Source organism: Streptomyces antnestii, from assembly GCF_004005495.1.
GTDB classification, from domain to species: domain Bacteria; phylum Actinomycetota; class Actinomycetes; order Streptomycetales; family Streptomycetaceae; genus Streptomyces; species Streptomyces antnestii.
On record NZ_RZYA01000007.1, the window covers coordinates 107,331 to 131,078 of the forward strand.

Here is a 23,748-nt window from a genome sequence, read left to right on the forward strand (position 1 = left end):
ATGGACGACATCCGCCACGTCGTGATCCTGATGCAGGAGAACCGCAGTTTCGACCACTACTTCGGCACGTTGAACGGCGTGCGCGGGTTCGACGACCGCCAGGCGCTGACGTTCCCGAACGGTGACAGCGTCTTCCGTCAGCCCGCCCCGGCCCGGCCCGACGGTGGTGTCCTGCTGCCGTACCGCATGGACTCGACGAAGTTCGACGCGCAGAACGCGGACGGCCTGCCGCACGACTGGGAGAGCGGTCACGAGGCCATCAACAACGGCGCGATGAACCGCTGGACGTCCGCCAAGGGCGAGCAGAGCATGGGCTACTTCACCCGTGAGGACATCCCCTACCAGTACGCGCTGGCGGACAGCTTCACGCTCTGCGACGCGTACTTCTGCTCACTGGCCGGCCCCACCAGCCCCAACCGCCTCTACCTGTGGACCGGAACGGTCGGCCCGGGCCGCGACGGCACGACGGGCCCGTGGATCGACAACACCCCACTGCCCGAAAGCCCGGTCTGCGACTGGACCACCTACGCGGAGCGCCTGTCGGCCGCCGACGTGTCCTGGCGGATCTACCACACGCCCGGCCTGGACGAGCGCGACGGCAACTACGAGGACAACGCCCTCGAATACTTCAAGCAGTTCCACGCCCTCGACCACGACGACCCGCGCTACATCGACGCGATGACGAAGTGGGACCTGTCGGCCTTCGACGCGCACTGCAAGGACGGCACGCTCCCCACGGTGTCCTGGCTGGTCTCGCCGTACCTGTACTGCGAGCATCCGACCGCCAGCCCCGCCTACGGGGCGCACTGGGTCAACACCGCGCTCCAGTCGGTGTTTTCGAACCCCGAGGTGTGGCGGCACACGGCGTTCCTCGTGATGTACGACGAGAACGACGGCTACTTCGACCACGTGGTGCCGCCCTTCCCGCCCGTGGGAACCCCTGACGAGTTCGTCGACGGGCAGCCGATCGGCCTGGGCAACCGCGTCCCGATGTGGGTGATATCGCCGTGGTCGCGAGGCGGCTGGGTCAACTCCCAGGTTTTCGACCACACTTCCGTACTGCGCTTCCTGGAGGTCGTCACCGGGGTACAAGAGCCCAACATCTCGGAGTGGCGCAGGTCCGTGTGCGGTGACCTCACGAGCTGCTTCGACTTCACCCGGCCCGACTTCTCGGTCCCCGAACTGCCGGACACCCGCGCACTGATGGAACAGGCCGACGCGGCGACGGACCTGCCGGCGGTGGAGCTCCCGGCGCCGGGCGCACAGGTCATGCCCACCCAGGAGCCGGGGGGCATGCGACCGCACCGGCCGCTGCCGTACCGCCCCTGGGCCGACGTCACCGTGGACCGCACCACCGGCAAGGTCATCTGCACTCTCGCCAACGAGGGAGCGGCGGCCTTCCACTTCACCGTGTTCCCGAACATCGCCCGGCCGTTCGCCGGCACACCGTTCACCGTCGCGCCGCACAGCACCGCCACCTACGTGTGGGACGCGGTACGCACTGCCGGCCGCTACGACTTCACGGTCCACGGCGCCGACGGCTTCGTCCACCGCTTCGCGGGAACGCTCGCGGGGGGCGACCAGGACGAGACCGCCGTCCCTCGGGTGGCGGCGGTCCTGGGGAGCAGCGAGCCGGGCAACGTGTCGGTCGAGTTGCTGCTTGGCAATGACGGCGGAACCGCCGTGTCGTTCACCCTCACCCCTAACAGCTTCGGCGGCACAGCGCGCACGAGGCTGGTCGGCCCGCGCGAGCAGGTCACCGTGCCGTGGCCCACGGACGACGGGCGGTACGACGTCACCGTCACCGCCGACAGTGACACGGGCTTCGCCCGGCGATACGCGGGCACGGTGCACGTGGCCCGGTAAGCGTCATCCACGGCTACAACGACAGGGGAGGTGCGAGGCAGGCCCGCCGAGCCTCCACGTCACGCTCTGGTGAGCAGTCCTGGTACGGCCGGATCGGCTGGGACAAGCTGGAGACGGTCATCGGCCATCTGCTGCTGCCCGGCCGGTGCACAGCGCTCGCCCGCCGCGTCCCGCCCGGCCTGGCCCGCACCGGCACCTCCATCGTCAACACCCTTGTCGCGAACGGTGGTTTGCGGTACCGGTGAGCAGGCGCCCTGTCAGCTCTTGGAGGGGCAGGCGCGCCCTGCTATACGTTCGGCTCAGCGGCGCTCGGCAGCATCGAACGTGCTTGCAGGGCCAGCCATAGCTCGGCGATGTCCCGCGTGCGGTCGAGGCTGAGCCCGGTGATGTCTTCGACCTTGCGGATGCGGTAGAGCACTGTCTGCCGATGCACATGCAAGGCGTCCGCCGTCTTCTGCCAGGAGCGCTGATTGTCGAAGAAGCTCTCGAGGGTGGGCAGGAGCTCGCCTCGGTGGCTGGACTCGTACTCCAGGAGGCGCCCGAGCAGTCGGTCGACGAGTGCGATCGCGTCTTCGATGCTGGCGACGCCGATGAACGGCGTCGCCTCCCCGTACCGGAAGGTACGTTTCCCGATGCGCTCGGCCGACCGGCTCGCCCAGTGTGCTTCCCGTGCCGCCTCGGGGATGCGCTCCACGGTCTTGATCGCGGCGCTCAGTCCCACCGATGCGGAGGGACCGATGTTCGAGCGGATGACGCGCAGCACTCTCTCCTCGTCCGGCGCCAGCAGGTAGAGAGCACCGGAGCGGTGCACGACCAGATGCGGAACTCCGTTGCGCCACAGGTCGACGTGCAGCTCACGCAGCCGGGCGCTGTCGTCGGAGGAGACGGCGTACAGGATCGCGGAGGTCGGGTCGATCCCGGCCTCGCGGAGCCGGCTGTGTGCGCTCCTGGGTTCGGCGCTGCCGTCCATGAGCCGGGCCAGGAACTCGGCACCCTGGCGGCGGCGGTGCTCCAGGTCCACCAGCGCTTGGGACATCTCCAGGGCGATCACGGTCGCGGCGTGCTGCATGAGGACGGCGTCGAGCACGTTCCGCCCGTCACACACCAGGGCGAGCACGGCACTTGCCTGCGTGGGTATGTCCACGAGTCGCAGTTCCCGGCCGTCGCTCATGCGCGTGACGAACGCGCCGGCGCTGACCTGTCGGGATCCGGGTTCGGCGCGCGACAGGGCCTCGCGCAGTCCCGCGTCGGGTTCAGGGCTGCCGGGGAACCACGGTTCGGCCGACTCCCGGTGGCACACGTGCAGTTCACAGCCCAGCAGCTGCGACAACGCGGTGGCCAGCTGGGTCGGCTGCCGCTTCTCGGTGACCGAGCGCTGCAGGGCGTGGTAGATCCGCTCGGTGCGCATCAGCCGGTCCGACTGCTGCGGCAGGTTGGCCGCCGCCACCTCGCGTGAGATCGCGACGAACGGCATGGGGTACTCCACCGAGAGCACCGGGAGGGCGAGCGCATCGCTGGCCCTGGTGAACCGCGCGGTAAGCGGCGGGCAGTACATCTGCTCGCCGATCGCCAGGGCACTGGCGCCGGCGTCCACGAGGCGGCTCACCAGCTCCTCCTGCTCGCGAGCCGCCTTCGGGAACGACATGCCGTTGGTCAGCAGCAGCTCTCCGCCGGTCAGCCACTGCCACGGCTCGGGCAGGTCGCACGTGTGCGTCCAGCTGACCTCCCGTTCCAGCCCGTCCCGGCCGGACAGGAGGCGAAGCCGCAGGTGCGGCATCTCCAGCAGTTCCGCGACAGTGATCATCGTCGGACGATAGTCGACACAGCGGTCGATATCACCTGCTCGTACAGAAGGAGCAGGCGCGGTCAGTGTTCAGTCACGTTCGCCGACCGGCCTGCCACGTGCCCTCCCCAGACGCTGGGGACACCGGTACAAGGGCCAAGAAGGGTGATTCACAGCGTGTGCCACCGGCACTGCGCCGCGACGTCAGGCCGTGGCGGGAGCCGGGCGGTCAGGAGTGCGCACATCCGTCTTGCTCATCAGGGTGATGAGGTCGAAGGCCACCGTGGCGGCCGCAACACAGGTGATCTCGGCGTGGTCGTACGCCGGTGCGGTCTCGACGACGTCGCCCCCGATGAGGTTGAGACCGTCGAGCCGACGCAGCAGATGCAGCAGCTCGCGGCTGGTGAACCCGCCCATCTCCGGCGTGCCCGTGCCGGGCGCGAACGCGGGGTCGAGCACGTCGATGTCGATCGAGAGGTAGACCGGGGCGTCACCGACCCGGCGGCGCACGACATCGACGGCTCCGTCGATGCCAAGGACGTCGAGATCGCCGGCCCGGATGACCCTGAAGCCGAACGACGCGTCGTCGGTGAGGTCGAGCCGGTCGTAGATGGGACCGCGGATGCCGACGTGGATCGACTTGTCCTCGGCGAGCAGGCCCTCCTCGAACGCGCGGCGGAACACGGTGCCGTGGGTGACCGGAGCCTTGAAGTAGGTGTCCCACGTGTCGAGGTGGGCGTCGAAGTGGATCAGCGCAATCGGGCCGTGCTTGTCGCGTGCCGCGCGCAGCATCGGCAGGGCGACGGTGTGGTCGCCGCCGAGCGTCACGATGCGCCGGTCACGCCGGCCGACGACCTCGCGGGCGAATCCTTCGATCTGGCCCATCGCGTCGTCGATGGAGTACGGGGTGCACGGCACGTCACCGGCGTCGACGACCTGGACCGTCTCCAGCGGCGCCGTGTCGAGCTCGACGTGGAACCGCGGCCGCAGGTGCCGGGACGCCTGCCGGATGCCCATCGGCCCGAACCGTGCGCCCGGCCGGTACGACGTACCGCCGTCGAAGGGCACGCCGAGCACCGCAACGTCGTAGTCGGGCACGGCCTCGATGGACGGGATCCGGGCGAAGGTGCCGAGACCGGCGAAGCGCGGGACCACGGTGGCTTCGAGGGCACCGATCGGCTTGTGGTCGCTCATGGGGTGACTCCGATCAAGATGGGGGGCAAGCTGCGACGGGGAGCCGGGCCAGGTGCCCGGCCCGCCGATGTGCTCAGGCTCCGGTCTCGCCCTGGGCGAGCACGGGGACCTCCTCGACAGCCACGGCCGTCCGCAGCCCGGCAACCGCCCTCGCCGTGAAGTAGTACAGCGGCGAGACGACGACCAGGCCGGCGATGAAGGAGATGTCGGTGTTGCCGAGCGCCTTGGCGATCGGGCCGGTGTAGGCGGTTCCGATGATCATGAACGGGATCTGCACCACGACACCGACCAGGTAGCAGAGCACCGCGGGCCAGTTCACCCGGCCGTAGCGACCGCCGTCACGCTCGAAGAAATCCTCGACGGCGTAGTCACCATGGCGCACCAGGTAGAAGTCGACCAGGTTGACCGCCGTCCACGGGACCAGGGAGCCGAGCAGCAGGGTGAGGAAGTTGTTGTAAGTGGCGACGAAGCCGCTCCCTGAGGTGAGGGCCACGGCGAGCGCGAGCGTGCACAGTCCGGCCGCGACGAGCGCACGCTCGCGGCCGCGAGCCGTGAAGCGCGGCAGGCAGGTCTGCACGATGGTGATCGTGCAGAGGGTGCCGCAGTACAGGTTCATCGCGTTCGTCGCGGCGACCCCGATGCTGAACACAGCCACGACCAGCAGGCTGATCCCCGCGGTCGCCTGGGTCAGGGCGGCGATGGGGTCCGCGCCGGGCAGGAGAAGGCCGATGCCCGCGCCCAGGAACATGGGCAGGATCGAGCCGATGCTGGTGCCCCAGTAGCTCATCCAGAACGCGGGCTTCGAGCCGGTCTTGGCCGGCATGTAGCGGGAGTAGTCCGAGACGTACGGCGCGTAGGCGATCTGCCAGACCGCGGCCACCGACACGGTGCTCATGAATCCGGAGAGGGTGGCTTCACCGGTACTGAAGAAGGTGTGCGGCACCGGGTGGACGACGAACGCCCAGACGAACGCCAGCAGCAGGACGGCGCCCGAGGCGTACGTCATGATCCGGGCGTAGGCGTGGATCAGGCTGTAGCCCCAGATCGTGGCCGCGATGCTGGCCGCCGCGAGCAGCACGATGCCGGCCTTGCTGCTCAGGTGCGGGATCACGGACGCCAGCGACTGTCCTCCGAAGACGAGGATCGAGATGAAGAACCCGAGGTACATGACGACCACGATCAGGACGATCAGCAGCGCACCCCAGGAGCCGAACTGCCCCTTGGTCTGCACCATTTGAGGGACCCCGAGCCGCGGACCCTGCGCGGAGTGCAGCGCCATGAAGACCGCGCCGAAGAGGTTCCCGACGACGATCCCCAGCGCGGCCGACCAAGCGGGCTGGCCGAACAGGGTGGTGGCGAGTCCTCCGGTGACGACGGAAAGGATCATGATGTTCGTGCCGAACCAGATCGTGAACATGTCCCGGTTCGTGCCGTGCCGCTCGTCGGGCGGGATCGGCTGGATCGTGGCCGACTCGACGCCGGCGGCGGACTCGCGCCGCCCGGCGGGTTGTTCACTCATGACTGCCCGCTCCCGTCAGCGTCCGCGGGCCGAACACGGTTGAACATGACGTGCTTGGTGCGCGAGTAGTCGTCCAGCGCGTACGCCGACAGGTCGCGGCCGTAGCCGGAGGACTTGAACCCGCCCCACGGCATTTCCGTGGCGAACGCGAGATGGTCGTTGACCCACACGGTGCCGAAGTCCAGCCGTCCGGGCAGGTCGGCGGCGCGCCGGGCGTCCTCGGTCCATACCGAGGCGGAAAGGCCGTAGGCGGTGCTGTTGGCCGCTTCGACCGCGGCGTCCTCGTCGGTGAAGGTCTCCACCGTGACCACGGGCCCGAAGATCTCCTCACGCGTGGCCTCGGCACCGTCCGGGAGGTCCACGAGGACCGTCGGGAGCACGAAGTAGCCGTCGCCTTCCGGGGCCTTCCCGCCCGTCACCGCCCGCGCTCCTTCCGCGATGGCACGGTCGAGGAAGCTGAGCACACTGTCGCGGTGGGCCTGCGAGACGACCGGCCCCATCTCGATGTGGTCCCCGGCCGCCGGGTCGCCCACGGCCAGCGACTCCACCCGGGACACGAGACGCTTCACCAACTCGTCGTGCACGGACCGCTCCACGAGGATCCGGCAGGCCGCGCCGCAGTCCTGGCCCGAGTTGCCGAAGCCGGCGAACCGGATTCCTTCCGCGACAGCGTCGAGGTCGGCGTCCGCGAACACCAACACCGGTGCCTTGCCGCCGAGTTCAAGGTGTACGCGCTTGAGCGTGGTCGCGGCCGCGCCGGCTACCGCCTGTCCGCTCCGCACGCTGCCCGTCACCGAGACCAGGGCCACGTCCGGGTGCGTCGCGAGCGCCTCGCCGACCACCGGTCCGGTACCGGTGACGACGTTGAGCACCCCTGCGGGCAGCACGTCGGCAAGGAGTTCGGCCATGCGCAGGGCTGTCAGCGGTGTCTGCTCCGAGGGCTTCAGTACGCACGTGTTGCCGGCCGCCAGGATCGGCGCGATCTTCCAGGCCGCCGTGAGCAGAGGGTAGTTCCACGGGGTGATGGCGCCCACCACCCCGACCGGCTCCCGCACGATCATCGACGTGCGGCCGGACACGTACTCCCCGGCGCTCAGACTCAGCTGCGCGCGGACCGCACCCGCCATGAACCGGAGGGTGTCGATCGTCCCGGCGACATCGTCACGGGCCAGCGGCATCGGCTTGCCGGTGTTGACCGACTCCAGGTGCGCCAGGTTCTCGGCGTTGGCTTCCAGCACGGCCGCGGCCCTGAGCAGCACGTCGGCTCGGTCCTTCGGCGTCCGCTGCCGCCAGCCGGGCAACGCCGCCTTCGCGGCAGCCACCGCCGTGTCGACATCGGCCGGCGTGCCGCACCGGGCCTGGGCGATCGGCTGTCCCGTCGCGGGATTGAACACCGGTTGCGTCTCCGTCCCGGTGCCCTCCCCGCCGGCGCCGTCGACGAAGTGCGTCAACACCGCTGTATTCGCGCCGACTTGCGCGAGGTCGCCTTCCAGGTGAGCCACTGGGACATGCGGGACATGCTTTTGCGCATCCATCATCTTGAAGTCCTTCGTTCGGGCCGCGAGCTCAACGGATCGCGAAACCGCGATCGACGACGGTGGACAGCATGTCGATGTAGGAGTCGACATCGTCGAGAGCGGAGCGCGGCGGAGGGTCGTAGGCGAGCGCGGCCTTTGTCCGGGGGCTCAGGAAATAGGCGCCGGCGGTCAGCAGGGTGAGGGCCTGGAACTGCTCGGGCTGCTGCGCGGCGAGCGTGTCCAGAGCGGCTTCCGGGTCCTTGCCCGTGCATCGGGCGACCGCCTCGGCAAACAGTTCGGCCAGGTCCGGCCGGTAGCCGAGCGCTTGGTCGAGCAGCGCATCGGGCACACCTGCGGCGGTGGCCGAGGGCATCGGACCGGACGCGGGAATCAGTACGTCGGCGAGTGCGGCGAAGGTACGCCGCTGATCGGCATCGAGCATCACGGGGTCCTTGGGGTCCTCAGTCGGCGGCGGGCTGGTTGCGGCGGTGGTCGGCAAGGTGGCGCATCGCCCGCAGCGCGACGGCCATGATGGTCGCGGTCGGGTTGACGCCGGTCGAGGTGACGAAGACGCTCCCGTCGATGACGAAGAGGTTCGGCACGTCGTGCGCGCGGCCGTACTCGTCGACGACGGAGGTGGCGGGGTCGGTGCCCATGCGCGCGGTGCCCAGGAGGTGCCAGCCGCTGTCCCGGACGACGGGGACGGTGAGCACCGAGGTCGCGCCCGCGGCCCGGTGGGCCTCGGCCGCCCGCTCGACGTGGAACTTGAGCATGCGGTCGGTGTTCTCGCTGATGGTGTAGCGCATCCTGGGCACCGGGAGACCGTCGGAGTCCGTGACGTCCGGGTCGAGTACGACCTCGTTGTGGTCCTCGGGCAGGTCCTCGGTGGTGATCCCCCACTCGGTGTACCGGCCGAAGGTCGTGCGCAGCCGGGTGTGGAAGGCAGGACCGAAGCCTGCGCGCCAATCGTCGCCCGGCTCCCACAAGGTGTGGGTGAGCGGGCCGCCGGTCGGCATCAGGTTCCATTTCGCGCCGCGCACGAACCCGCGGCTCGTGTCGGTCTCGTAGAACTGCATCGACTGCAGTGCCTGCCCGGAAGGGCCGAGCCAGGTCTCCAGTTCGTCCTCGTACGTCCCGTACACCGAGGCGTAGGGATGCACCATGAGCCGCTTGCCGACCAGGCCCGAGGAGTTCCCCAGACCGTCGGGGAACTGCTCGGAGGCCGAGTTGAGCAACAGCCGTGGTGTGCCTATCCCGTTGGCGGCCAGCACGGTCACGCCGGCGGTCTGGTGGCGCACGACTCCATCGCGGTCGACGTACTCGGCGCCGGTCACCAGGCCCCGGTTGTCGACCGTGAGCTGTCGCACCCGGGCCCCGGTCACCAGCACGGCGCCGGCGGCGATCGCGTCGCGCCAGTGCGTGAAGTCGGTGCTCGCCTTCGCTCCGGTCGGACATCCCGACTCGCAGGCGCCGTACCGCTGGCACGCGGGCCGGTTCTTGAACTTGCGCGACGCGATGGCGTTCGGGGCGGGCCACCAATGCCAGCCGAGCTTGTCCATGCCCTTCGCCGCGGCGAGGCCGTACTTGCCGATCGGCAGCGGCGGCAGCGGGAACGTGTGCGGGTCCGGGTACGCCGGGTCGCCGTCGAGTCCGGACGCGCCGATGTGGTGGGTGACCTCGTCGTAGAACGGCCGCAGGTCCTCGTAGGTGAACGGCCAGTCGTCCGCGACCCCGTCGAGGGTCCGGACCCGGAAGTCGGAGGGCAGTGCCCGGACCCAGTGTCCGGAGAACAGGATGGTGCTGCCGCCCACGCCGTTGAACATCAACGGCTCGATCGGGCTCTCCTCGGTGCCGACCGGGTAGTCGCTCTGCCGCCCGCGCACATTCGGGCTGGGGTGCCACTGCTTGAGGCGGGTCAGCTCCCACGCGGGCTTGCCGCCCGTGAAGTCATCGGGGAGAGCCCAGTCGCCCTGCTCCAGGCAGACCACGCGAAACCCACGGGTGGCCAACTCCAGGGCCGCCACCCCACCCGAGGCGCCGGCACCTACGATGAGCACATCCGCATCCCCGTGATCATGCTGCGTGTTCACCAGAAACTCTCCCGCTCGCTCAGACGACTGTGGGCACGTTCGCGCCCACATCGGGGGACTTTTCCGGTCCGGTCGCCCTCAGACGCCCACCGGACCAGGGGATCGAATGACCCGCACCCAGAATGCTTCGGCCCACCACCGACGGCACCGGGTTCATCCGCCACAAGTGCGATGGTTCGTCTTGAGCAAATGCACAACCTTCCACATCCGGGACCGTGCCCCCCCCTGGCCGGTGAAGAGCGAGTTGCGGGGACGGCGTCCATGACGAGCGCCGTGACACCTCAGGCGGCGAGGCCTTTGACGAGGTCGGGCGTGCGGGCTTTTGGCTCCTGCTGGACGCAGGCGCTGCCGAACCGGCGGGTCCAGGGCGCCCCTTGTGGCCTCGCGTGAATTCTCGCGGACCGCTCGATGACGATCACTCGGTCCTGATCGGTAACGTGTCCGATCAAGCTAGCTTCCGGGCCTATGAGATTCCTTCGCAGAGCAGCAGGTCTCGGGCTTGCGCTGCTCTCCTTGATCCTGTGCTTCTGTGCACAGCCCGCTGCGGCGCATGTGTCACCGCAGCATGCCGAACTCGTCATCGCGACCGAGGACGACGTCACCAGTGGGCGGCTGATCGTCCATCGTGACGTGGTGTCACCTCAGAAGGCAGGTGCCTGGGCGTCGCACCTGCTGAGCGCGGGCTGCCCTGCCACCGGTTCCGGGGTCGCCGGGGACAGCGGCGGCGTTCCCGGTGGTGTGGTGATCGAGCTCGCGTGGGGCTGCCACGTCGACAAGCTCGACCTGAGCGCGATGCTGCAGCAGGGCGGCCTTGTCAAGGTCGTCGTCGAGTTCGACGGCACCACGGTCAACGCCAACGCGCAGACCCCCGTCGTCGACGCGGCAGGTGCCCACGCGCTTCCCGTCTTCCCGTGGGCGACGGTGGCCCTCGGCATCGTGCTGGCCGCCACGCTGCTCCTCGCGGTGTGGCAGATCCGCACCGGGCGGCTCCGACTCGCCCGGCTGGTCGCCGGCCGCGGGCGGATCAGGCTGGCCGTCGCGGGTGCGGTGATGTTGTCCTTCCTGGCTCCCGAGCTGGCCGCGGCGGCACCGTTCGCCGGGGAAGCGACCGCGAACACGGTCACTGTCAGGGGCACGGTCTTCGAGGACTCCGACGGCAACGGCAAGCGCGACGCGGGTGAGGCTCCGATGGCCGGTGTCGATGTCACGGACGGCGCTGTCTGGACGACGACCGGTGCCGACGGCTCGTACACCCTGCAGATGGACCCCACTCTCCGGGAGACCGATCTGGTCAGTGTCACCTCCCCGAACGGCTACACCCCGGCGCTGCGCGACGACTACGTCCCGCAGTTCTTCCACAAGGTCCCGGAGGACGGCGGATCCGGCATCGACTTCGCCCTCGTCAAGGACAAGAACGCCGCCGATCCCACCGAGAAGTGGGTGATGAACTCTGACATCGAGGTGTCCAACACCTCGGACGGCGCGGCGCGTTCGACTCTGCCGCAGTGGACCGGTCAGGTCGAGACCATGTCCCAGGTCGACCGTGCCACGATGGCCATCACCACCGGTGACAACACCGTGACCGACTACGCGGCAGAGCCCCGCCGCCAGGCCGGCTACGACATCCTGCGCAAGGGCCTGGTCGACGGCAAGCTCGGGATGCCCTTCTACCCGGTCGTCGGCAACCACGACGTCGGCGGCACCGCGACTTCGAAGGGCTATGGCGGCAGCCTGGAGTACTACCGCCGCAACCTCGGCCCCGAGTGGTACAGCTTCGACCGCAACGGCCGTCACATCGTCGTCCTCGAGGACAACTACGATGCCGGCGGCCTGAAGCCGCAGCTGGAGTGGCTGCGCCAGGACCTCGAGCGTCACGCGGTCGGCAAGCAGGTGCTCGTCTTCGCGCACCGTTCCCTGTTCACCGTATGGGGGCCCGGCGCCGGCATGCAGCCGACCATCGACGAACTGTCCAAGTACGACGTGCGGTTGTTCGCCGCGGGCCACAACCAGCAGGCCGAGTACCGCCGTGGCGCCTTCGACCGCTCGGTCGAGATCAACAACCAGGGCACCTACGGCATCGACGGTTCCCACCCTGACTTCAAGATCCTCGACTTCAAGGGCATCCACGATGACCCGAACACGAAGCAGAACGAGGACACCGGCTATGTCATGGGCACCCACCGCCAGTTCGACGTCCGCAACGCGGTCGCTCTGGTCAGCCCGGCCCAGGGCAGTGTGCACGGCAACAGTGCCGGAATCCCGATCGAGCTGTACACCGAGGACGCCGGGCGCACCCCGGCCACGGCGTCGCTGACCATTCGTGACTCCCGCGGCCGCATCCGCTGGCACGAGGACCGGATGGAGTTCGGCACCAAGGTCCGCAAGACCGGTGTCGAGAACTGCTACACGCCCCCGGCCGGCACCCCCGAGCCCTGCCCGGCAGCCCGGGCCTCCTGGACCCGGGTCAGCGACAACCTTCCCGGCATGCAGCCGGACACCTACACGGCCGAGATGACCGCGGTCGACACGCGGGGCAAGGCGTGGCCGACCGTCACCAACACCTTCACGGTGGTACCCGAAGCCAAGATCGCCGCGCCGAAGACCGGCCAGGACTGGCTGCGTCAGGGCCGCGACGAGACGGGCCGCTCCGACAGCAGCGACAACCCGGGCACCGAGCTCGACCTGCAATGGGCGGCCAACACCGGCGAGCAGTTCAACCTCAACGGTTCGGTCGTCGTGGACGGAAAGGTGATCGTCTCCTCCAGGGCGTTCGACTCGCCGAACCACATGATGCTGGCCTACGACATCAAGTCCGGCCGCGAGATCTGGCGCACCTACCTGGACGGTGACGCCGAGTCGGTGCCGACCTACCACAACGGCAAGGTCTACCTGACCACCGCCGTCGGCCGGATCTACGCTCTGGATGCCGAGGACGGCCATGTCGTCTGGCAGAAGATCGAGAACGAGGAGCAGCACGGCGACAGCGTGCGCCGGTACGGCCGGGCCGGTGGTCCGGTCAGCGTCTTCGGTCTGAACGCCGAACCGCGCACCGTCGCCGTCTACCAGAACTGGGGCAAGGTCGAGTGCCGTGACGCCAAGACCGGCGAGCTGCTGGGTGGCTTCGGCGGCGCGGCGAGCTGGGGCCAGTTCCACAGCACGGCTGTGCGCCGGCCCGGCACCGACATCGCCTATCTGCACACCGGATCCAGCGACACGGTCGTCGCCATGGACCTCGTCGGCTGCCGCCAGCTGTGGGTGAAGGACACAGGCGGCGACATCGGCAGCCACTCCTCCCCGGCCCTGACCGATCCGGCCACGGGCAACCCGCAGCTGGTGACGATGACGAACAGCGGTGTCCGCGGGCACGACCTCAGCACCGGTGCGGAGCTGTGGAAGTCCGCCTTGGGCGGCGGCTGGGGCGCTTCCGGGGCGTGCGAGGCCGGCCCCGCCCCGCTGACCAGCCCCGCGATCTGGGGCAGCACCGCCTATGTCGCCAGTCGTGACGGCGTCATCCGTGCCTACGACACGAGCGCGGCCGACCCTGCCAAGCCCATCTGGGAGACCAAGGTCGGCTACCAGCCCGGCAGGAGCCCGCTGGACAACAAGTGGAACGTCGCCAAGGGATGCACCGAGGCCCCCGGATCGCCCACAGCGCACGCCCTGGTCACCAAGGACCTGGTGTACGCCGGTACCCGCGACGGCCGCCTCGTCGTCCTGGACCGCGCCACCGGCAAGCTGCTGACCGAGTACAACCTCGGCGCCAGTGTGGCCTCGGCGCTCTCCGTCAGCGGTGACTACGTGTTCGCCCTCACCGACGACGGCACACTCCACGCACTGGCCGCCCGTCACCTGCGCGGTAACGACCACTGATCAACCGCCCGCGAGTCGCCTCCCGCCAGGGAGGCGACTCGCGGCGCTCCACTCCCGACGGGACCACCACGTTGCACACCCTCCGCACGACCTGCCGCCACGCCGCCCGTCTCCTGTTGACCGGCCTGGCCGCCGCACTTGCCCTGCTCAGCGCCTCCGGCTCGGCTGAGGCACACCCTTTCGGCACCCCACCGGTCGCCCGGGTCAAGGCCGAAGGCCGCACCGTCGAGATCATCTGGTCCGCCCAGCGCAACGACCTGGCGGTCCTGCACGGGGCGTCCGGAGGGGACGACGGCGCCTATCTCGGCTCGCATGTCACCGTGCGCCAGAACGGGCGTGCGTGCCGGCTGGGCACCGTGGACATCCTGCACCTGTCGAGCAAGGGTGCCGTGATCCGCTACACCTGCCCCGAAGCCGTGGACACGGTCGACCTGACCATCACCGCGCTGACCGACATCAACCAGGCCTATCGCACGATCTCCGTGACCGATAAGGGCGGCGGCGGCCTGCACACGTCGAGCGACCCCACGCTCGCCGTCGCCGTCGGCGGAGCAGGCAACTCGGGCGCCACCACAGCCACGAGGGCGTCGGGCATATGGACCACCGACCTTGCGGCACTGCTGGACCACGGAGTCGTACTGCCACTGGCCTTGCTTGTCGCCGCAGCGGTGGGTGCTTTCCACGCCTGCGCCCCCGGGCACGGCAAGTCGCTCGCGGCCGGGTACCTGGTGGGCGGTCGAGGGAGGGCACGGGACGCGGTCTGGCTCGGCGCCATCGTGGCCATCATGCACACGGCATCCGTCGCCGTACTCGCCGTGGGCTGGTGGCTCGCCGCCCAGCACGCACCGGACGTCGGAGCGGTCACGAACTGGCTGCAGCTGATCGCAGCCCTGGTCGTGCTGACCGTGGGAATCACCCTGCTCCGGCGCCACCTGATCAACCGAAAGCACGGCCGGGGCCACGGCCACCACCACGGACACGACCACGATCACGCCCACGGACATGGCCACGATCACCACCACGAGCACAGTCACGACATCCCGACGTCCGCATCTCTGCTCACCTGGCGCGGCATCCTGCTGCTGGGCACATCCGGTGGCCTGCTCCCCTCCCCCTCGGCGTTCCTCGTCCTTCTCAGCGGACTGCTGACCGGCCGGGTGGGTGCGGCGATCGCGATGGTCGTGGCTTTCGGCGTAGGCATGGCGCTGACACTGACCGGCGTCGGCCTCGCGGTCCTACGCGGTCGTGACGCATTCCTCTCCCGAGCGACGAACTCGCCCGCGCTGCGCACCTGGAGCACCCTCGTCCCGGTCGTCGCTGCCTGGGCCGTGGTCATCGGCGGCACCGTGGCATCAGCCGTCGCCGCAGGCCGCGTCCTCGCATCGTGATCCTGGACGAGGGAAGGTGGCGAGCGTCAGTAGCCAGTGGTGACACCACGACAGCGGATCAGAGTTTGACCGAGCGAAATCCGCTCGGCACATATGCCGCAGACGCTGGGACTGGGGTCGACCGAGGAGCCGTCCATACCGCAAAACCGGTAGGCGTCATCCAGCTGCAGTGTCGCGGGAGGGCTCGCTGTACCGCTCTCGGTATCACTGAGCGTCGTCCCGTTTCGCCGGAGCGTAAGGAGAATTGACGGCCACACCCAGGACGATCTTGTTCGGCTCGATCAGCCCAGGAAGGTCAACCGCACCTGACGGTTGGCATTATCCCTGTTCGTGTCCACCAGACACACCGACTGCCACGTGCCCAGGGCCAGGGTGCCTCCGATGACCGGGAGGGTGGCGTGGGGTGGGACCAGGGCCGGGAGGACGTGGTCGCGGCCGTGGCCGGGTGAGCCATGGCGGTGTTGCCAGCGGTCGTCCGCGGGGAGCAGCGAGTGGAGGGCGGCCAGGAGGTCGTCGTCGCTGCCCGCGCCCGTCTCGATGACGGCCACGCCGGCCGTCGCGTGGGGCACGAAGATGTTGAGCAGGCCGTCGCGGCCCGCGGCGACCTCGCTCAGGAAGGTCTCGCAGTCGCGGGTCAGGTCGGCGACCCGCTCCATGGAGCCGGTGGAGACGTGCAGCATGCGCGTGGTGAAGGGGGTGGACATGTCTCCATCCTTGCCCATCGGGCATCCACCGCGCCCGATCGACGCCCGCCAGCCGGGACGGAGCGTCCATCCATCGAGACGGCATTGACCATACGTCGACAAGGTGGCTACTTTCTGCGGCATGTTGCGTTCAGTCCTGCTCACCACGCGCGGTCACATCGACCTGCTGCGGGTGGCCTCCGCCGCGTGTCGACGCGGCTGCTGACGCCCTTCTCTCGTATCTCCCGCGTCTTCCGCGCCTCCGGCTACGTCTCGTAGCCCTGTACGCCCCTGCCACGACCCCGCGTGACCGCACGCGGGGGTGCTGACGCGTACCCCCTCACCCTTCACCCGCGCACGTTCACCGTCGCGCCCTCGTGCCTTCCTTCCGCATGGAGCACCCATGAGTATCAGTCATGCCCCGCCGGACCCGGATGTCGTCGCCAAGTCGCCTGTGCCTGACCCTGACCCTGACCCTGCGGCGGACACGGATACAGATACGGAGCTGCCGGAGCCGGCCATTGCCGGCGAGCTCGAACGGATCGTCGCCTCCTCCACCCGCCGTACGCGCGTCCCGCGCTGGCTGCGCCGCACCTCCGGACCCGTCCTGCTGCTCGCCCTGTGGCAACTACTCAGCAGCACAGGGGTGTTGACTGCCGACGTGCTCGCGTCGCCCGGCACCATCGCCCGCGTCGCCGGGGACATCGTCTCCGACGGTTCACTGCCGAACGCCATGGGTGTCTCGTTGCAACGCGTGGCCGTCGGGCTGCTGTTCGGTGTCATCGTCGGCACCGGGCTCGCGCTCGTCGCAGGCCTGTTCCGGGTCGGCGAGGACCTCGTCGACGCGAGCGTGCAGATGCTGCGGACGGTGCCGTTCGTGGGGCTCATCCCGCTGTTCATCATCTGGTTCGGGATCGGCGAGGCGCCGAAGATCGCCATCATCACGCTGGGCGTCTCGTTCCCTCTGTACTTGAACGTGTACGCCGGAATCCGAGGCGTGGACGCCCAGTTGATCGAGGCCGGCGAGTCCCTCGGCCTGTCCCGCTGGGGCCTCGTACGCCATGTGGTCCTGCCCGGCGCGCTGCCCGGCGCCATGACCGGACTGCGGTACTCGCTCGGCATCGCCTGGCTGGCCCTCGTCTTCGCCGAGCAGATCAACGCGGACGCCGGCATCGGCTTCCTGATGGTGCAGGCCCGCGACTTCCTGCGGACCGACGTCATCGTGGTCTGCCTGATCGTCTACGCGTTCCTCGGCCTGCTCGCCGACTTCGTCGTCCGTACCCTCGAAAGGCTGCTGCTGCAATGGCGACCGACGTTCACCGGCCGGTGACCACCACCAAGTCCCCGTCCACACCACCCGGTTCGGCCGTGCGCGTGGCAGGACTCACCCGCTCCTTCGACGGGCGCGCCGTCATCGACCGGCTCGACCTGGACGTGCGGCCTGGCGAGTTCGTGGCGCTGCTCGGCCGCAGCGGCTGCGGCAAGTCGACCCTGCTGCGCATCCTCGCCGGGCTCGACCGCGACATCGAGGGCACCGTGCTCGTGCCGCGCCGCAAAGCCGTCGCGTTCCAGGCTCCGCGTCTCATGCCGTGGAAGCGCGTGTGGCGCAACGTGCTGCTCGGGCTGGCAGGAAGGCCCGAACGAGCTCTCGCTGAACGGGCGTTGGCCGAGGTCGGTCTCGAACACCGCGCCAACGCGTGGCCCAAGACCCTGTCCGGCGGCGAGGCCCAGCGCGCCTCACTGGCCCGCGCCCTGGTGCGCGAGCCCGATCTGCTCCTGCTCGACGAGCCGTTCGGCGCACTCGACGCGCTCACCCGTATCAAGGCGCAGCGTCTCGTCGACGAGCTGTGGCAGCGCCGCGGCTGCGCCGTCCTGCTCGTCACGCACGACGTCGAGGAGGCCGTCCTGCTCGCCGACCGCGTACTCGTGATGGACGAGGGCGTGATCGCGTACGAGACCGCGATCGATCTGGAGCGTCCGCGCGGGATAGCCGACCCGCGGTTCGCCGAGCTGCGCACCGAGTTGCTCCACCGTCTGGGGGTCGAGGCGCCCGACGCTTCCTCCCCCGCCTCCTCCCCCGCCGCTGCCGCTGCCGCTGCCGCTGCCGCTGCCGCTGCCGCCTGAGCATCACCTTTCCCCGATTCCCATCCCGCTCCCCGCTCCCCTCTCCCCTCTCCTCCGAACGGACTTCCCATGCGACGACGCCTCGCCCCCGCCCTGCTGCTCCCTCTGGCCCTGCTGCTCGCCGCCTGCTCCGGCACCTCCTCCGCCGACACGTCCACGGGCGGCGGATCCGGGGGCGGGACCGACGGCAAGGGGAACGTCACGCTCGACGTCGGTGACCAGAAGGGCGGTTCGGAAGCCGTGCTGCGGGCCGCCGGAGAGCTCGACAGCCTCGACTACAAGATCCACTGGTCGACCTTCACGTCCGGTCCCCCGCTCCTGGAGGCCGTCAACGCCAAGGCGGTCGACATCGGCGGCGTCGGCAACACCCCGCCCGTCTTCGCGGCCGGCGCCAACTCGAAGATCACCGTGGTGGCGGCCACCCACGGAACCGCGAAGGGCGACACCATCCTCGTCCCGAACAACTCCAAGCTGAAGAAGGTCGACGAGCTCAAGGGCAGGTCCATCGCCGTCGCCCAGGGGTCGTCCGCGCACTACCAATTGGTCGCGTCGCTGAAGAAGGCCGGCCTGTCCCTGAAGGACGTCCAGGTCAAGTACCTCCAGCCGGCCGACGCGCTCGCCGCGTTCACCGGCGGCAAGGTGGACGCGTGGGCGGTCTGGGACCCGTACACCTCGCAGGTCCTGCGGGGGAAGCAGGGGCGGGTGCTCACCGACGGGGATGGGCTCACCAATGGGCTCGGGTTCCAGGTCGCGGCGCCGTCCGCGCTCAAGGACGCCAAGAAGTCCGCCGCGATCAGCGACTACCTCAAGCGGCTGAGGCGCGCCCAGGAGTGGGTGTTCAAGCACCCGGAGACGTGGGCGAAGGTCTGGTCGAAGGACACCGGGCTGCCCTACGACGTCGCACTGGACGCGGTGAAGCGCACCAACGGCACCCGCGTCACCGTCGCCGTCGACAAGCCCGCCATCGCCTCCGAGCAGCAGATCGCCGACACCTTCACCGCGCTGAAGCTGATCCCCCGGAAGGTCGACTTCGCGTCGTTCGTGGACACCCGGTTCAACGCCGGTCTGCCGCCGTCGACGACCGCGCCCCGCACCTTCGGCAAGGAGTCCTGACCATGACCGAGTCCTGACCATGACCGAGTCCTGACCATGGCTCTGAGCCCGCGCACGGGGGCGCGGGAAGATCCAGGACCCCGGTGCGGTTAGTAGAAACGTGAACGATATCGGGGTGCGGGACACAGCGGACGTACGCGAGGTCGACGTGGTCGTCATAGGCGCCGGGCAGGCAGGACTGTCCAGCGCCTATCACCTGCGCCGGGCCGGCTTCGAGCCGGAGCGGGACTTCGTCGTCCTCGACCACTCCCCGCACCCCGGCGGCGCCTGGCAGTTCCGCTGGCCCTCGCTGACGTACGGAAAGGTGCACGGCATGCACGCGCTGCCGGGCATGGAGCTGACCGGCGCGGACCCCTCCCGCCCGTCGTCGGAGGTGATCGCGGCGTACTTCGCCTCGTATGAGGAGGCCTTCGACCTGCGCGTACGGCGGCCCGTCGACGTGCGGGCCGTGCGTGAGGCGGACGGGGGGCGGCTGCTTGTCGAGACGTCCGAGGGGGCGTGGTCGACGCGGGCGCTGATCAATGCGACGGGTACGTGGGACCGGCCGTTCTGGCCTCGCTACCCCGGGCAGGACACGTTCCGCGGGCGTCAGCTCCACACGGCGGTGTACCCGGGCCCGGAGGCGTTCCGCGGGCAGCGGGTGATCGTGGTGGGCGGCGGCGCCTCCGGGACGCAGCACCTGATGGAGATCGCGCCGTACGCGGCCGCGACGACCTGGGTGACGCGTCGTCCGCCCGTCTACAACGAGGGCCCCTTCGACGAGAACCGCGGGCGTGCCGCCGTCGCCCTGGTCGACGAACGGGTCCGCGCGGGGCTGCCCCCGCAGAGCGTGGTGTCGGTGACGGGGCTGCCGGTGAACGACGCGATCCGGCGGGCCCGCGCCGACGGCGTACTCGACCGGCTGCCGATGTTCGACCGGATCACACCGTCAGGCGTGGAGTGGGACGACGGCCGCCGGGTCGACGCGGACGTCATCCTGTGGGCCACCGGCTTCCGCCCCGCGATCGACCATCTGGCTCCGCTGAAGCTGCGCGGGCCGGGCGGCGGCATCCAGGCCGAGGACACCCGGGTCGTCGCCGATCCGCGGGTCCATCTGGTGGGCTACGGGCCCTCCGCCAGCACGATCGGGGCGAACCGCGCGGGGCGGGCGGCCGTACGGGACATCAGGCGCCTGCTGGCCGGGGCACCGGTCGCCGCATGACGCTCCGGGACACCGGTCGCCGTGTGACGCTCCGTGTGACGCCCCCGGCGAGGCACGCTCAGGCGGCCGGCTTGGCGGTGGCGTGCGCCTTGTTGAACTCCGCGACGTTCTTCTGCTGTTCGGTGAAGTCCGCCGTGAAGCGGGTGTCGCCGGGCTTGACCGTCACGAAGTACAGCCAGTCGCCCTGCGGCGGGCTGATGGCCGCCTTCATCGCCGCGGCCCCGGGGTTGGCGATCGGAGTGGGCGGCAGGCCCATCCGGACATAGGTGTTGTACGGGTTCTCGGACTTGGTGTCCTTGGTGCTGGTGTCGAGCGTGGAGCGGTTCAGCCCGTAGTTGATGGTCGAGTCCATCTGGAGCGGCATGCCGCGGTCGAGCCGGTTGTAGATGACGCGGGCGACCTTGCCCATGTCCTCCTTGGTGGCGGCCTCGGCCTCGACGATGCTCGCGATGGTGACGGTCTGATAGAGGTTCAACGTGTTCAGATCGGCCCCGGCCGTGACCTGCTTGCCATTGAACTTCTTGTTCGCGGTGTTGACCATGTACGACAGCAGAGACGCAGGAGTCGACTTGTCGTTGAGGGGATACGTCGCCGGGAACAAGTAGCCCTCGGGGTTGCCGCCGGCGTCCCCGGGGAGCTTGAGGCCGGCCTTGGGTACGGCCTTCTTGGTGGTGCCGGCCGGGACGCCGAGAGCCTTGTCCACGGCCTCGTAGATCTGGCCTGACCGCCAGCCTTCGGGGACGGTCAGTGCTTCGGGCTGCTGGTCGCCGCCGTCCTTGAGCAGGTGCGGCACCACGACGGCGGCGGCCGCCGCCACCACGAGGGCTCCACTCGCGATCAGGGAAGCGCGGCCCCTGCGTGTCAGTCGCATGGTGCTCCGTCTCGGAGTCTCGTTCAGCATGGCGGAACGGTAACCCGCAAAACGTTACAAACCCGGCATATCGTAATTCCGGGGGCTCCACTCGGGTGTCACCCGTACGCCTGGGCCGCCGGCTCCAGTTGTGCGTCTCTACGGACCAGGGCCGCGTAGCGTCCGTCCTGCTCCAGCAGCTCCTCATGGGTGCCGCGCTCGGCCACCTGCCCGCCGTCGAGGACGACGATCTGGTCGGCGCCGCGGATCGTCGAGAGCCGGTGGGCGATGGTCACCGTGGTGCGGTCGGCGGACAGCGCGTCGATGGCTTCCTGCACGGCGGCTTCGGTGCGGGTGTCGAGAGCGCTCGTCGCCTCGTCGAGGATGAGGATCGGCGGGTCGCGCAGGATCGTGCGGGCGATGGCAAGGCGCTGCTTCTCGCCGCCCGAGAACCGGTGACCGCGCTCGCCGACCACGGTGTCGTAACCGTCGGGCAGGGAGGCGATGTGCTCGTGGATCTGCGCGGCTCCGGCCGCCGCGTGCAGTTCTTCCTCGGTGGCGTCGGGCTTGGCGAAGCGGAGGTTCTCCGCGACCGAGGCATGGAAGAGGTACGTCTCCTGGGAGACCACGCCGACCGCGCGGGCGAGGGTGTCGAAGTCCAGGTCGCGCACGTCCACCCCGTCGAGCGTGACGCGGCCGCCCGTCACGTCGTACAGCCGCGGCACCAGATAGCTGAGCGTGGACTTGCCGGAGCCGGTGGGGCCGACGACGGCGAGGCTGCCGCCGGCGGGGACGGTGATGTCGATGCCGTCGAGTATCGCCGCACCCTTGCCGTCGGCGGCTGGTGGGTGCGTCTGCGGGCGGCCGTCGTCGTACCGGAACTCGACGTTCTCGAAGCGGACTTCGCCCTTGATGGCGTCGAGGCGGACCGGCTTCTCCGGCTCGGTGATGTCGATCGGCAGGTCGAGGTATTCGAAGATGCGCTGGAAGAGCGCGAGCGACGTCTGGATCTGGACACCGGTGGAGAGCAGGCTCACGGTGGGCCGGAACAGGCCCTGCTGGAGCGAGACGAACGCGACCAGGGTGCCGATGGAGATGGAGGGACCGCCGAGCTGGAGGGCGATGCCGGCGACCCAGTAGATGACGGCGGGCATCGCGGCCATGACGATCGTGATGACGGCCATGCGCCACCGGCCCGCCATGTTCGACCGGACCTCGAGGCCGACGAGCTGCTCGGACTCGTCCGCGAAGGACCGGGTCAGCGAATCGGCGCGGCCCATGGTGCGGCCGAGGAGAATGCCGCTCACGGAGAGGGACTCGGTGACCGTGGCCGCCATCGCTGCCATCTGCTTCTGGCGTTCCGTGGCTATCTTCTTGCGCTCGCGGCCGACGCGGCGGCTGATCCACACGAAGATGGGCAGCAGGAGCAGCGAGACGACCGTGAGCCGCCAGTCGAGCGCGACCATGGCGACGATGGTGGCGACCACACTGGTGAGGTTCGAGACCAGGGACGTGGCCGTGGAGGTGACCGTCGCCTGCATGCCGCCGATGTCGTTGGCGATGCGGGACTGGACCTCGCCCGTGCGGGTTCTGGTGAAGAAGGCGAGCGACATGCGCTGGAGCCGGCCGTACACGGCGGTGCGCAGGTCGTGCATGACGCGCTGGCCGACGGTCGTGGAGATCAGGGTCTGCAGGACGCCGAACACACTGGTCACGACGGCGCTGACGATCATGCCCAGGGCGAGCAGGCTCAGCAGGCCGGTGCGCCCCTGCGGGATGGCGGTGTCGAGGATCGCCTTGAGCAGGAAGGGCGTCGCGACGGAGACGAGCGAGGCGGCGCAGACGAGCAGGCCCACGAGGGCGAGCCGGGCGCGGTAGGGACGGAAGAGGGCCAGGATGCGGCGCATCTGCCGCGGCTCCGGCGACGAGGAGTCGGAGGGCGACGGCGTCCAGCCGGGTGCGTCGTGATGCATGAGCCTCCTATGCATGAGCCTCCCACGAGGGACGACTGTATGACTCTGGGAGCATAGATCATTGTTACCTATACTCACAATGCACAAGGTCCTGATATTGTTCCGCCCATGAGTACCCCGGACGCCGACGGCCTTCTCGCGGAACAGCTGCTCCGGCTGACCCGACGCCTTCAGCGCATCCAGAAGCGCTATCTGGAGCCGGTCGGGATCACGCCCGCCCAGTCCCGTCTCCTTCGTACCCTCGCGCACTACGACACGCCTCCGCGCATGGCCGACCTCGCCGAGCACCTGGAGGTCGTGCCCCGCGCCGTCACGACCCTGGTCGACGGCCTGGAGGCGGCCGACCGGGTGCGCCGGGTGCCCGATCCCACGAACCGCCGGGTGATCCGCATCGAGCTCACCGACCTGGGCCGCAAGGCGCTCCGGGAGCTGCGCAGCGCGCGCCGGACCGCCGCAGAGGACATCCTGGCTCCATTGAGCCCCGACCAGCGCGCCCAGCTGGGCGTCCTGCTGAACGCACTGTTCGAGACGCCGTACGAGCACCGCTGTTAGGCCCGGGGCCGGCAGCGGCCGAGGA

At 69.5% G+C, this 23,748-nt stretch carries 18 protein-coding genes; 9 read left to right on the top strand and 9 right to left on the bottom strand.

The annotated features are described in order from the left end of the window. On the top strand, positions 1-1,866 hold the full coding sequence (locus EOT10_RS16825) for a phosphocholine-specific phospholipase C (RefSeq protein ID WP_127829031.1): 1,866 nt from the start codon (positions 1-3) through the stop codon (positions 1,864-1,866). 286 nt (positions 1,867-2,152) lie between these two features. On the opposite strand, the gene EOT10_RS16830 is transcribed toward EOT10_RS16825, so the two are convergent. From EOT10_RS16830 to EOT10_RS16855, 6 genes are all read right to left on the bottom strand, one after another. Then, positions 2,153-3,670 (bottom strand): PucR family transcriptional regulator, encoded by a 1,518-nt coding sequence (locus tag EOT10_RS16830; protein WP_127829032.1) that lies wholly within the window; start codon positions 3,668-3,670, stop codon positions 2,153-2,155. 183 nt (positions 3,671-3,853) lie between these two features. Then, complete coding sequence (speB, locus tag EOT10_RS16835; RefSeq protein WP_127829033.1) at positions 3,854-4,843, bottom strand: agmatinase; 990 nt, start codon at positions 4,841-4,843, stop codon at positions 3,854-3,856. A 73-nt stretch (positions 4,844-4,916) separates the two neighbouring features. Next, positions 4,917-6,362, bottom strand: coding sequence for a purine-cytosine permease family protein (locus EOT10_RS16840; protein ID WP_127829034.1), 1,446 nt, complete (start codon positions 6,360-6,362; stop codon positions 4,917-4,919). Then, positions 6,359-7,864 (bottom strand): aminobutyraldehyde dehydrogenase, encoded by a 1,506-nt coding sequence (locus EOT10_RS16845; RefSeq protein WP_223281013.1) that lies wholly within the window; start codon positions 7,862-7,864, stop codon positions 6,359-6,361. Before EOT10_RS16845 ends, EOT10_RS16840 begins: the two co-directional genes overlap by 4 nt. 64 nt (positions 7,865-7,928) lie before the next feature. Beyond that, positions 7,929-8,321: a gluconate 2-dehydrogenase subunit 3 family protein gene (locus EOT10_RS16850; RefSeq protein ID WP_223281014.1), complete on the bottom strand. Its 393-nt coding sequence runs from the start codon at positions 8,319-8,321 to the stop codon at positions 7,929-7,931. 19 nt (positions 8,322-8,340) lie between these two features. Further along, positions 8,341-9,936, bottom strand: a complete 1,596-nt coding sequence (locus EOT10_RS16855; protein ID WP_262985415.1) for a GMC family oxidoreductase — start codon at positions 9,934-9,936, stop codon at positions 8,341-8,343. Positions 9,937-10,521: 585 nt separating this feature from the next. On the opposite strand from EOT10_RS16855, the gene EOT10_RS16860 reads away from it, so the two are divergent. Both EOT10_RS16860 and EOT10_RS16865 read left to right on the top strand, forming a co-directional pair. Further along, on the top strand, positions 10,522-13,839 hold the full coding sequence (locus EOT10_RS16860; RefSeq protein WP_223281016.1) for an outer membrane protein assembly factor BamB family protein: 3,318 nt from the start codon (positions 10,522-10,524) through the stop codon (positions 13,837-13,839). A gap of 71 nt (positions 13,840-13,910) precedes the next feature. Further along, on the top strand, positions 13,911-15,227 hold the full coding sequence (locus EOT10_RS16865) for a hypothetical protein (protein ID WP_223281017.1): 1,317 nt from the start codon (positions 13,911-13,913) through the stop codon (positions 15,225-15,227). A 281-nt stretch (positions 15,228-15,508) separates the two neighbouring features. Here EOT10_RS16865 and EOT10_RS16870 read toward each other — a convergent pair whose 3' ends face one another. Continuing rightward, a complete protein-coding gene (locus EOT10_RS16870) occupies positions 15,509-15,931 on the bottom strand; it encodes a YjbQ family protein (protein ID WP_127829038.1) in 423 nt (140 codons plus the stop codon). Between the two features lie 121 nt (positions 15,932-16,052). Here EOT10_RS16870 and EOT10_RS43140 point away from each other — a divergent pair, with 121 nt between their 5' ends. From EOT10_RS43140 to EOT10_RS16890, 5 genes are all read left to right on the top strand, one after another. Further along, the gene (locus EOT10_RS43140; protein ID WP_350495123.1) at positions 16,053-16,136 is read left to right on the top strand and encodes a putative leader peptide; all 84 of its coding nucleotides are present in this window, start codon (positions 16,053-16,055) and stop codon (positions 16,134-16,136) included. Between the two features lie 177 nt (positions 16,137-16,313). Beyond that, positions 16,314-17,240 (top strand): ABC transporter permease, encoded by a 927-nt coding sequence (locus EOT10_RS16875; protein WP_127829039.1) that lies wholly within the window; start codon positions 16,314-16,316, stop codon positions 17,238-17,240. Further along, positions 17,213-18,034, top strand: coding sequence for an ABC transporter ATP-binding protein (locus EOT10_RS16880; RefSeq protein ID WP_127829040.1), 822 nt, complete (start codon positions 17,213-17,215; stop codon positions 18,032-18,034). Before EOT10_RS16875 ends, EOT10_RS16880 begins: the two co-directional genes overlap by 28 nt. A 69-nt stretch (positions 18,035-18,103) precedes the next feature. Beyond that, positions 18,104-19,147 carry an ABC transporter substrate-binding protein gene (locus EOT10_RS16885; RefSeq protein ID WP_127829041.1) on the top strand — a complete coding sequence of 348 codons (1,044 nt, stop codon included), beginning with the start codon at positions 18,104-18,106 and terminating at the stop codon, positions 19,145-19,147. Between the two features lie 115 nt (positions 19,148-19,262). Next, positions 19,263-20,348 (top strand): NAD(P)-binding domain-containing protein, encoded by a 1,086-nt coding sequence (locus EOT10_RS16890; protein ID WP_223281018.1) that lies wholly within the window; start codon positions 19,263-19,265, stop codon positions 20,346-20,348. A 58-nt stretch (positions 20,349-20,406) separates the two neighbouring features. Here the strand turns inward: EOT10_RS16890 and mltG are convergent, their stop codons facing one another. Further along, complete coding sequence (mltG, locus tag EOT10_RS16895) at positions 20,407-21,249, bottom strand: endolytic transglycosylase MltG (RefSeq protein ID WP_127829043.1); 843 nt, start codon at positions 21,247-21,249, stop codon at positions 20,407-20,409. 68 nt (positions 21,250-21,317) lie between these two features. Beyond that, complete coding sequence (locus EOT10_RS16900) at positions 21,318-23,171, bottom strand: ABC transporter ATP-binding protein (RefSeq protein ID WP_127829044.1); 1,854 nt, start codon at positions 23,169-23,171, stop codon at positions 21,318-21,320. Positions 23,172-23,279: 108 nt separating this feature from the next. Here EOT10_RS16900 and EOT10_RS16905 point away from each other — a divergent pair, with 108 nt between their 5' ends. After that, positions 23,280-23,723, top strand: a complete 444-nt coding sequence (locus tag EOT10_RS16905) for a MarR family winged helix-turn-helix transcriptional regulator (protein ID WP_127829045.1) — start codon at positions 23,280-23,282, stop codon at positions 23,721-23,723. Positions 23,724-23,748 lie beyond the last annotated feature (25 nt).

Bases quoted from the DNA above. Each gene is read 5' to 3' on its own strand.
- speB (WP_127829033.1), bottom strand. From the start codon at position 4,843: ATGAGCGACCACAAGCCGATCGGTGCCCTCGAAGCCACCGTGGTCCCG.
- EOT10_RS16870 (WP_127829038.1), bottom strand. From the start codon at position 15,931: ATGTCCACCCCCTTCACCACGCGCATGCTGCACGTCTCCACCGGCTCC.
- EOT10_RS16880 (WP_127829040.1), top strand. From the start codon at position 17,213: ATGGCGACCGACGTTCACCGGCCGGTGACCACCACCAAGTCCCCGTCC.
- EOT10_RS16850 (WP_223281014.1), bottom strand. From the start codon at position 8,321: ATGCTCGATGCCGATCAGCGGCGTACCTTCGCCGCACTCGCCGACGTA.
- EOT10_RS16875 (WP_127829039.1), top strand. From the start codon at position 16,314: ATGAGTATCAGTCATGCCCCGCCGGACCCGGATGTCGTCGCCAAGTCG.
- EOT10_RS43140 (WP_350495123.1), top strand. From the start codon at position 16,053: ATGTTGCGTTCAGTCCTGCTCACCACGCGCGGTCACATCGACCTGCTG.
- EOT10_RS16885 (WP_127829041.1), top strand. From the start codon at position 18,104: ATGCGACGACGCCTCGCCCCCGCCCTGCTGCTCCCTCTGGCCCTGCTG.
- EOT10_RS16905 (WP_127829045.1), top strand. From the start codon at position 23,280: ATGAGTACCCCGGACGCCGACGGCCTTCTCGCGGAACAGCTGCTCCGG.
- EOT10_RS16900 (WP_127829044.1), bottom strand. From the start codon at position 23,171: ATGCATCACGACGCACCCGGCTGGACGCCGTCGCCCTCCGACTCCTCG.
- mltG (WP_127829043.1), bottom strand. From the start codon at position 21,249: ATGCTGAACGAGACTCCGAGACGGAGCACCATGCGACTGACACGCAGG.
- EOT10_RS16840 (WP_127829034.1), bottom strand. From the start codon at position 6,362: ATGAGTGAACAACCCGCCGGGCGGCGCGAGTCCGCCGCCGGCGTCGAG.
- EOT10_RS16830 (WP_127829032.1), bottom strand. From the start codon at position 3,670: ATGATCACTGTCGCGGAACTGCTGGAGATGCCGCACCTGCGGCTTCGC.
- EOT10_RS16825 (WP_127829031.1), top strand. From the start codon at position 1: ATGGACGACATCCGCCACGTCGTGATCCTGATGCAGGAGAACCGCAGT.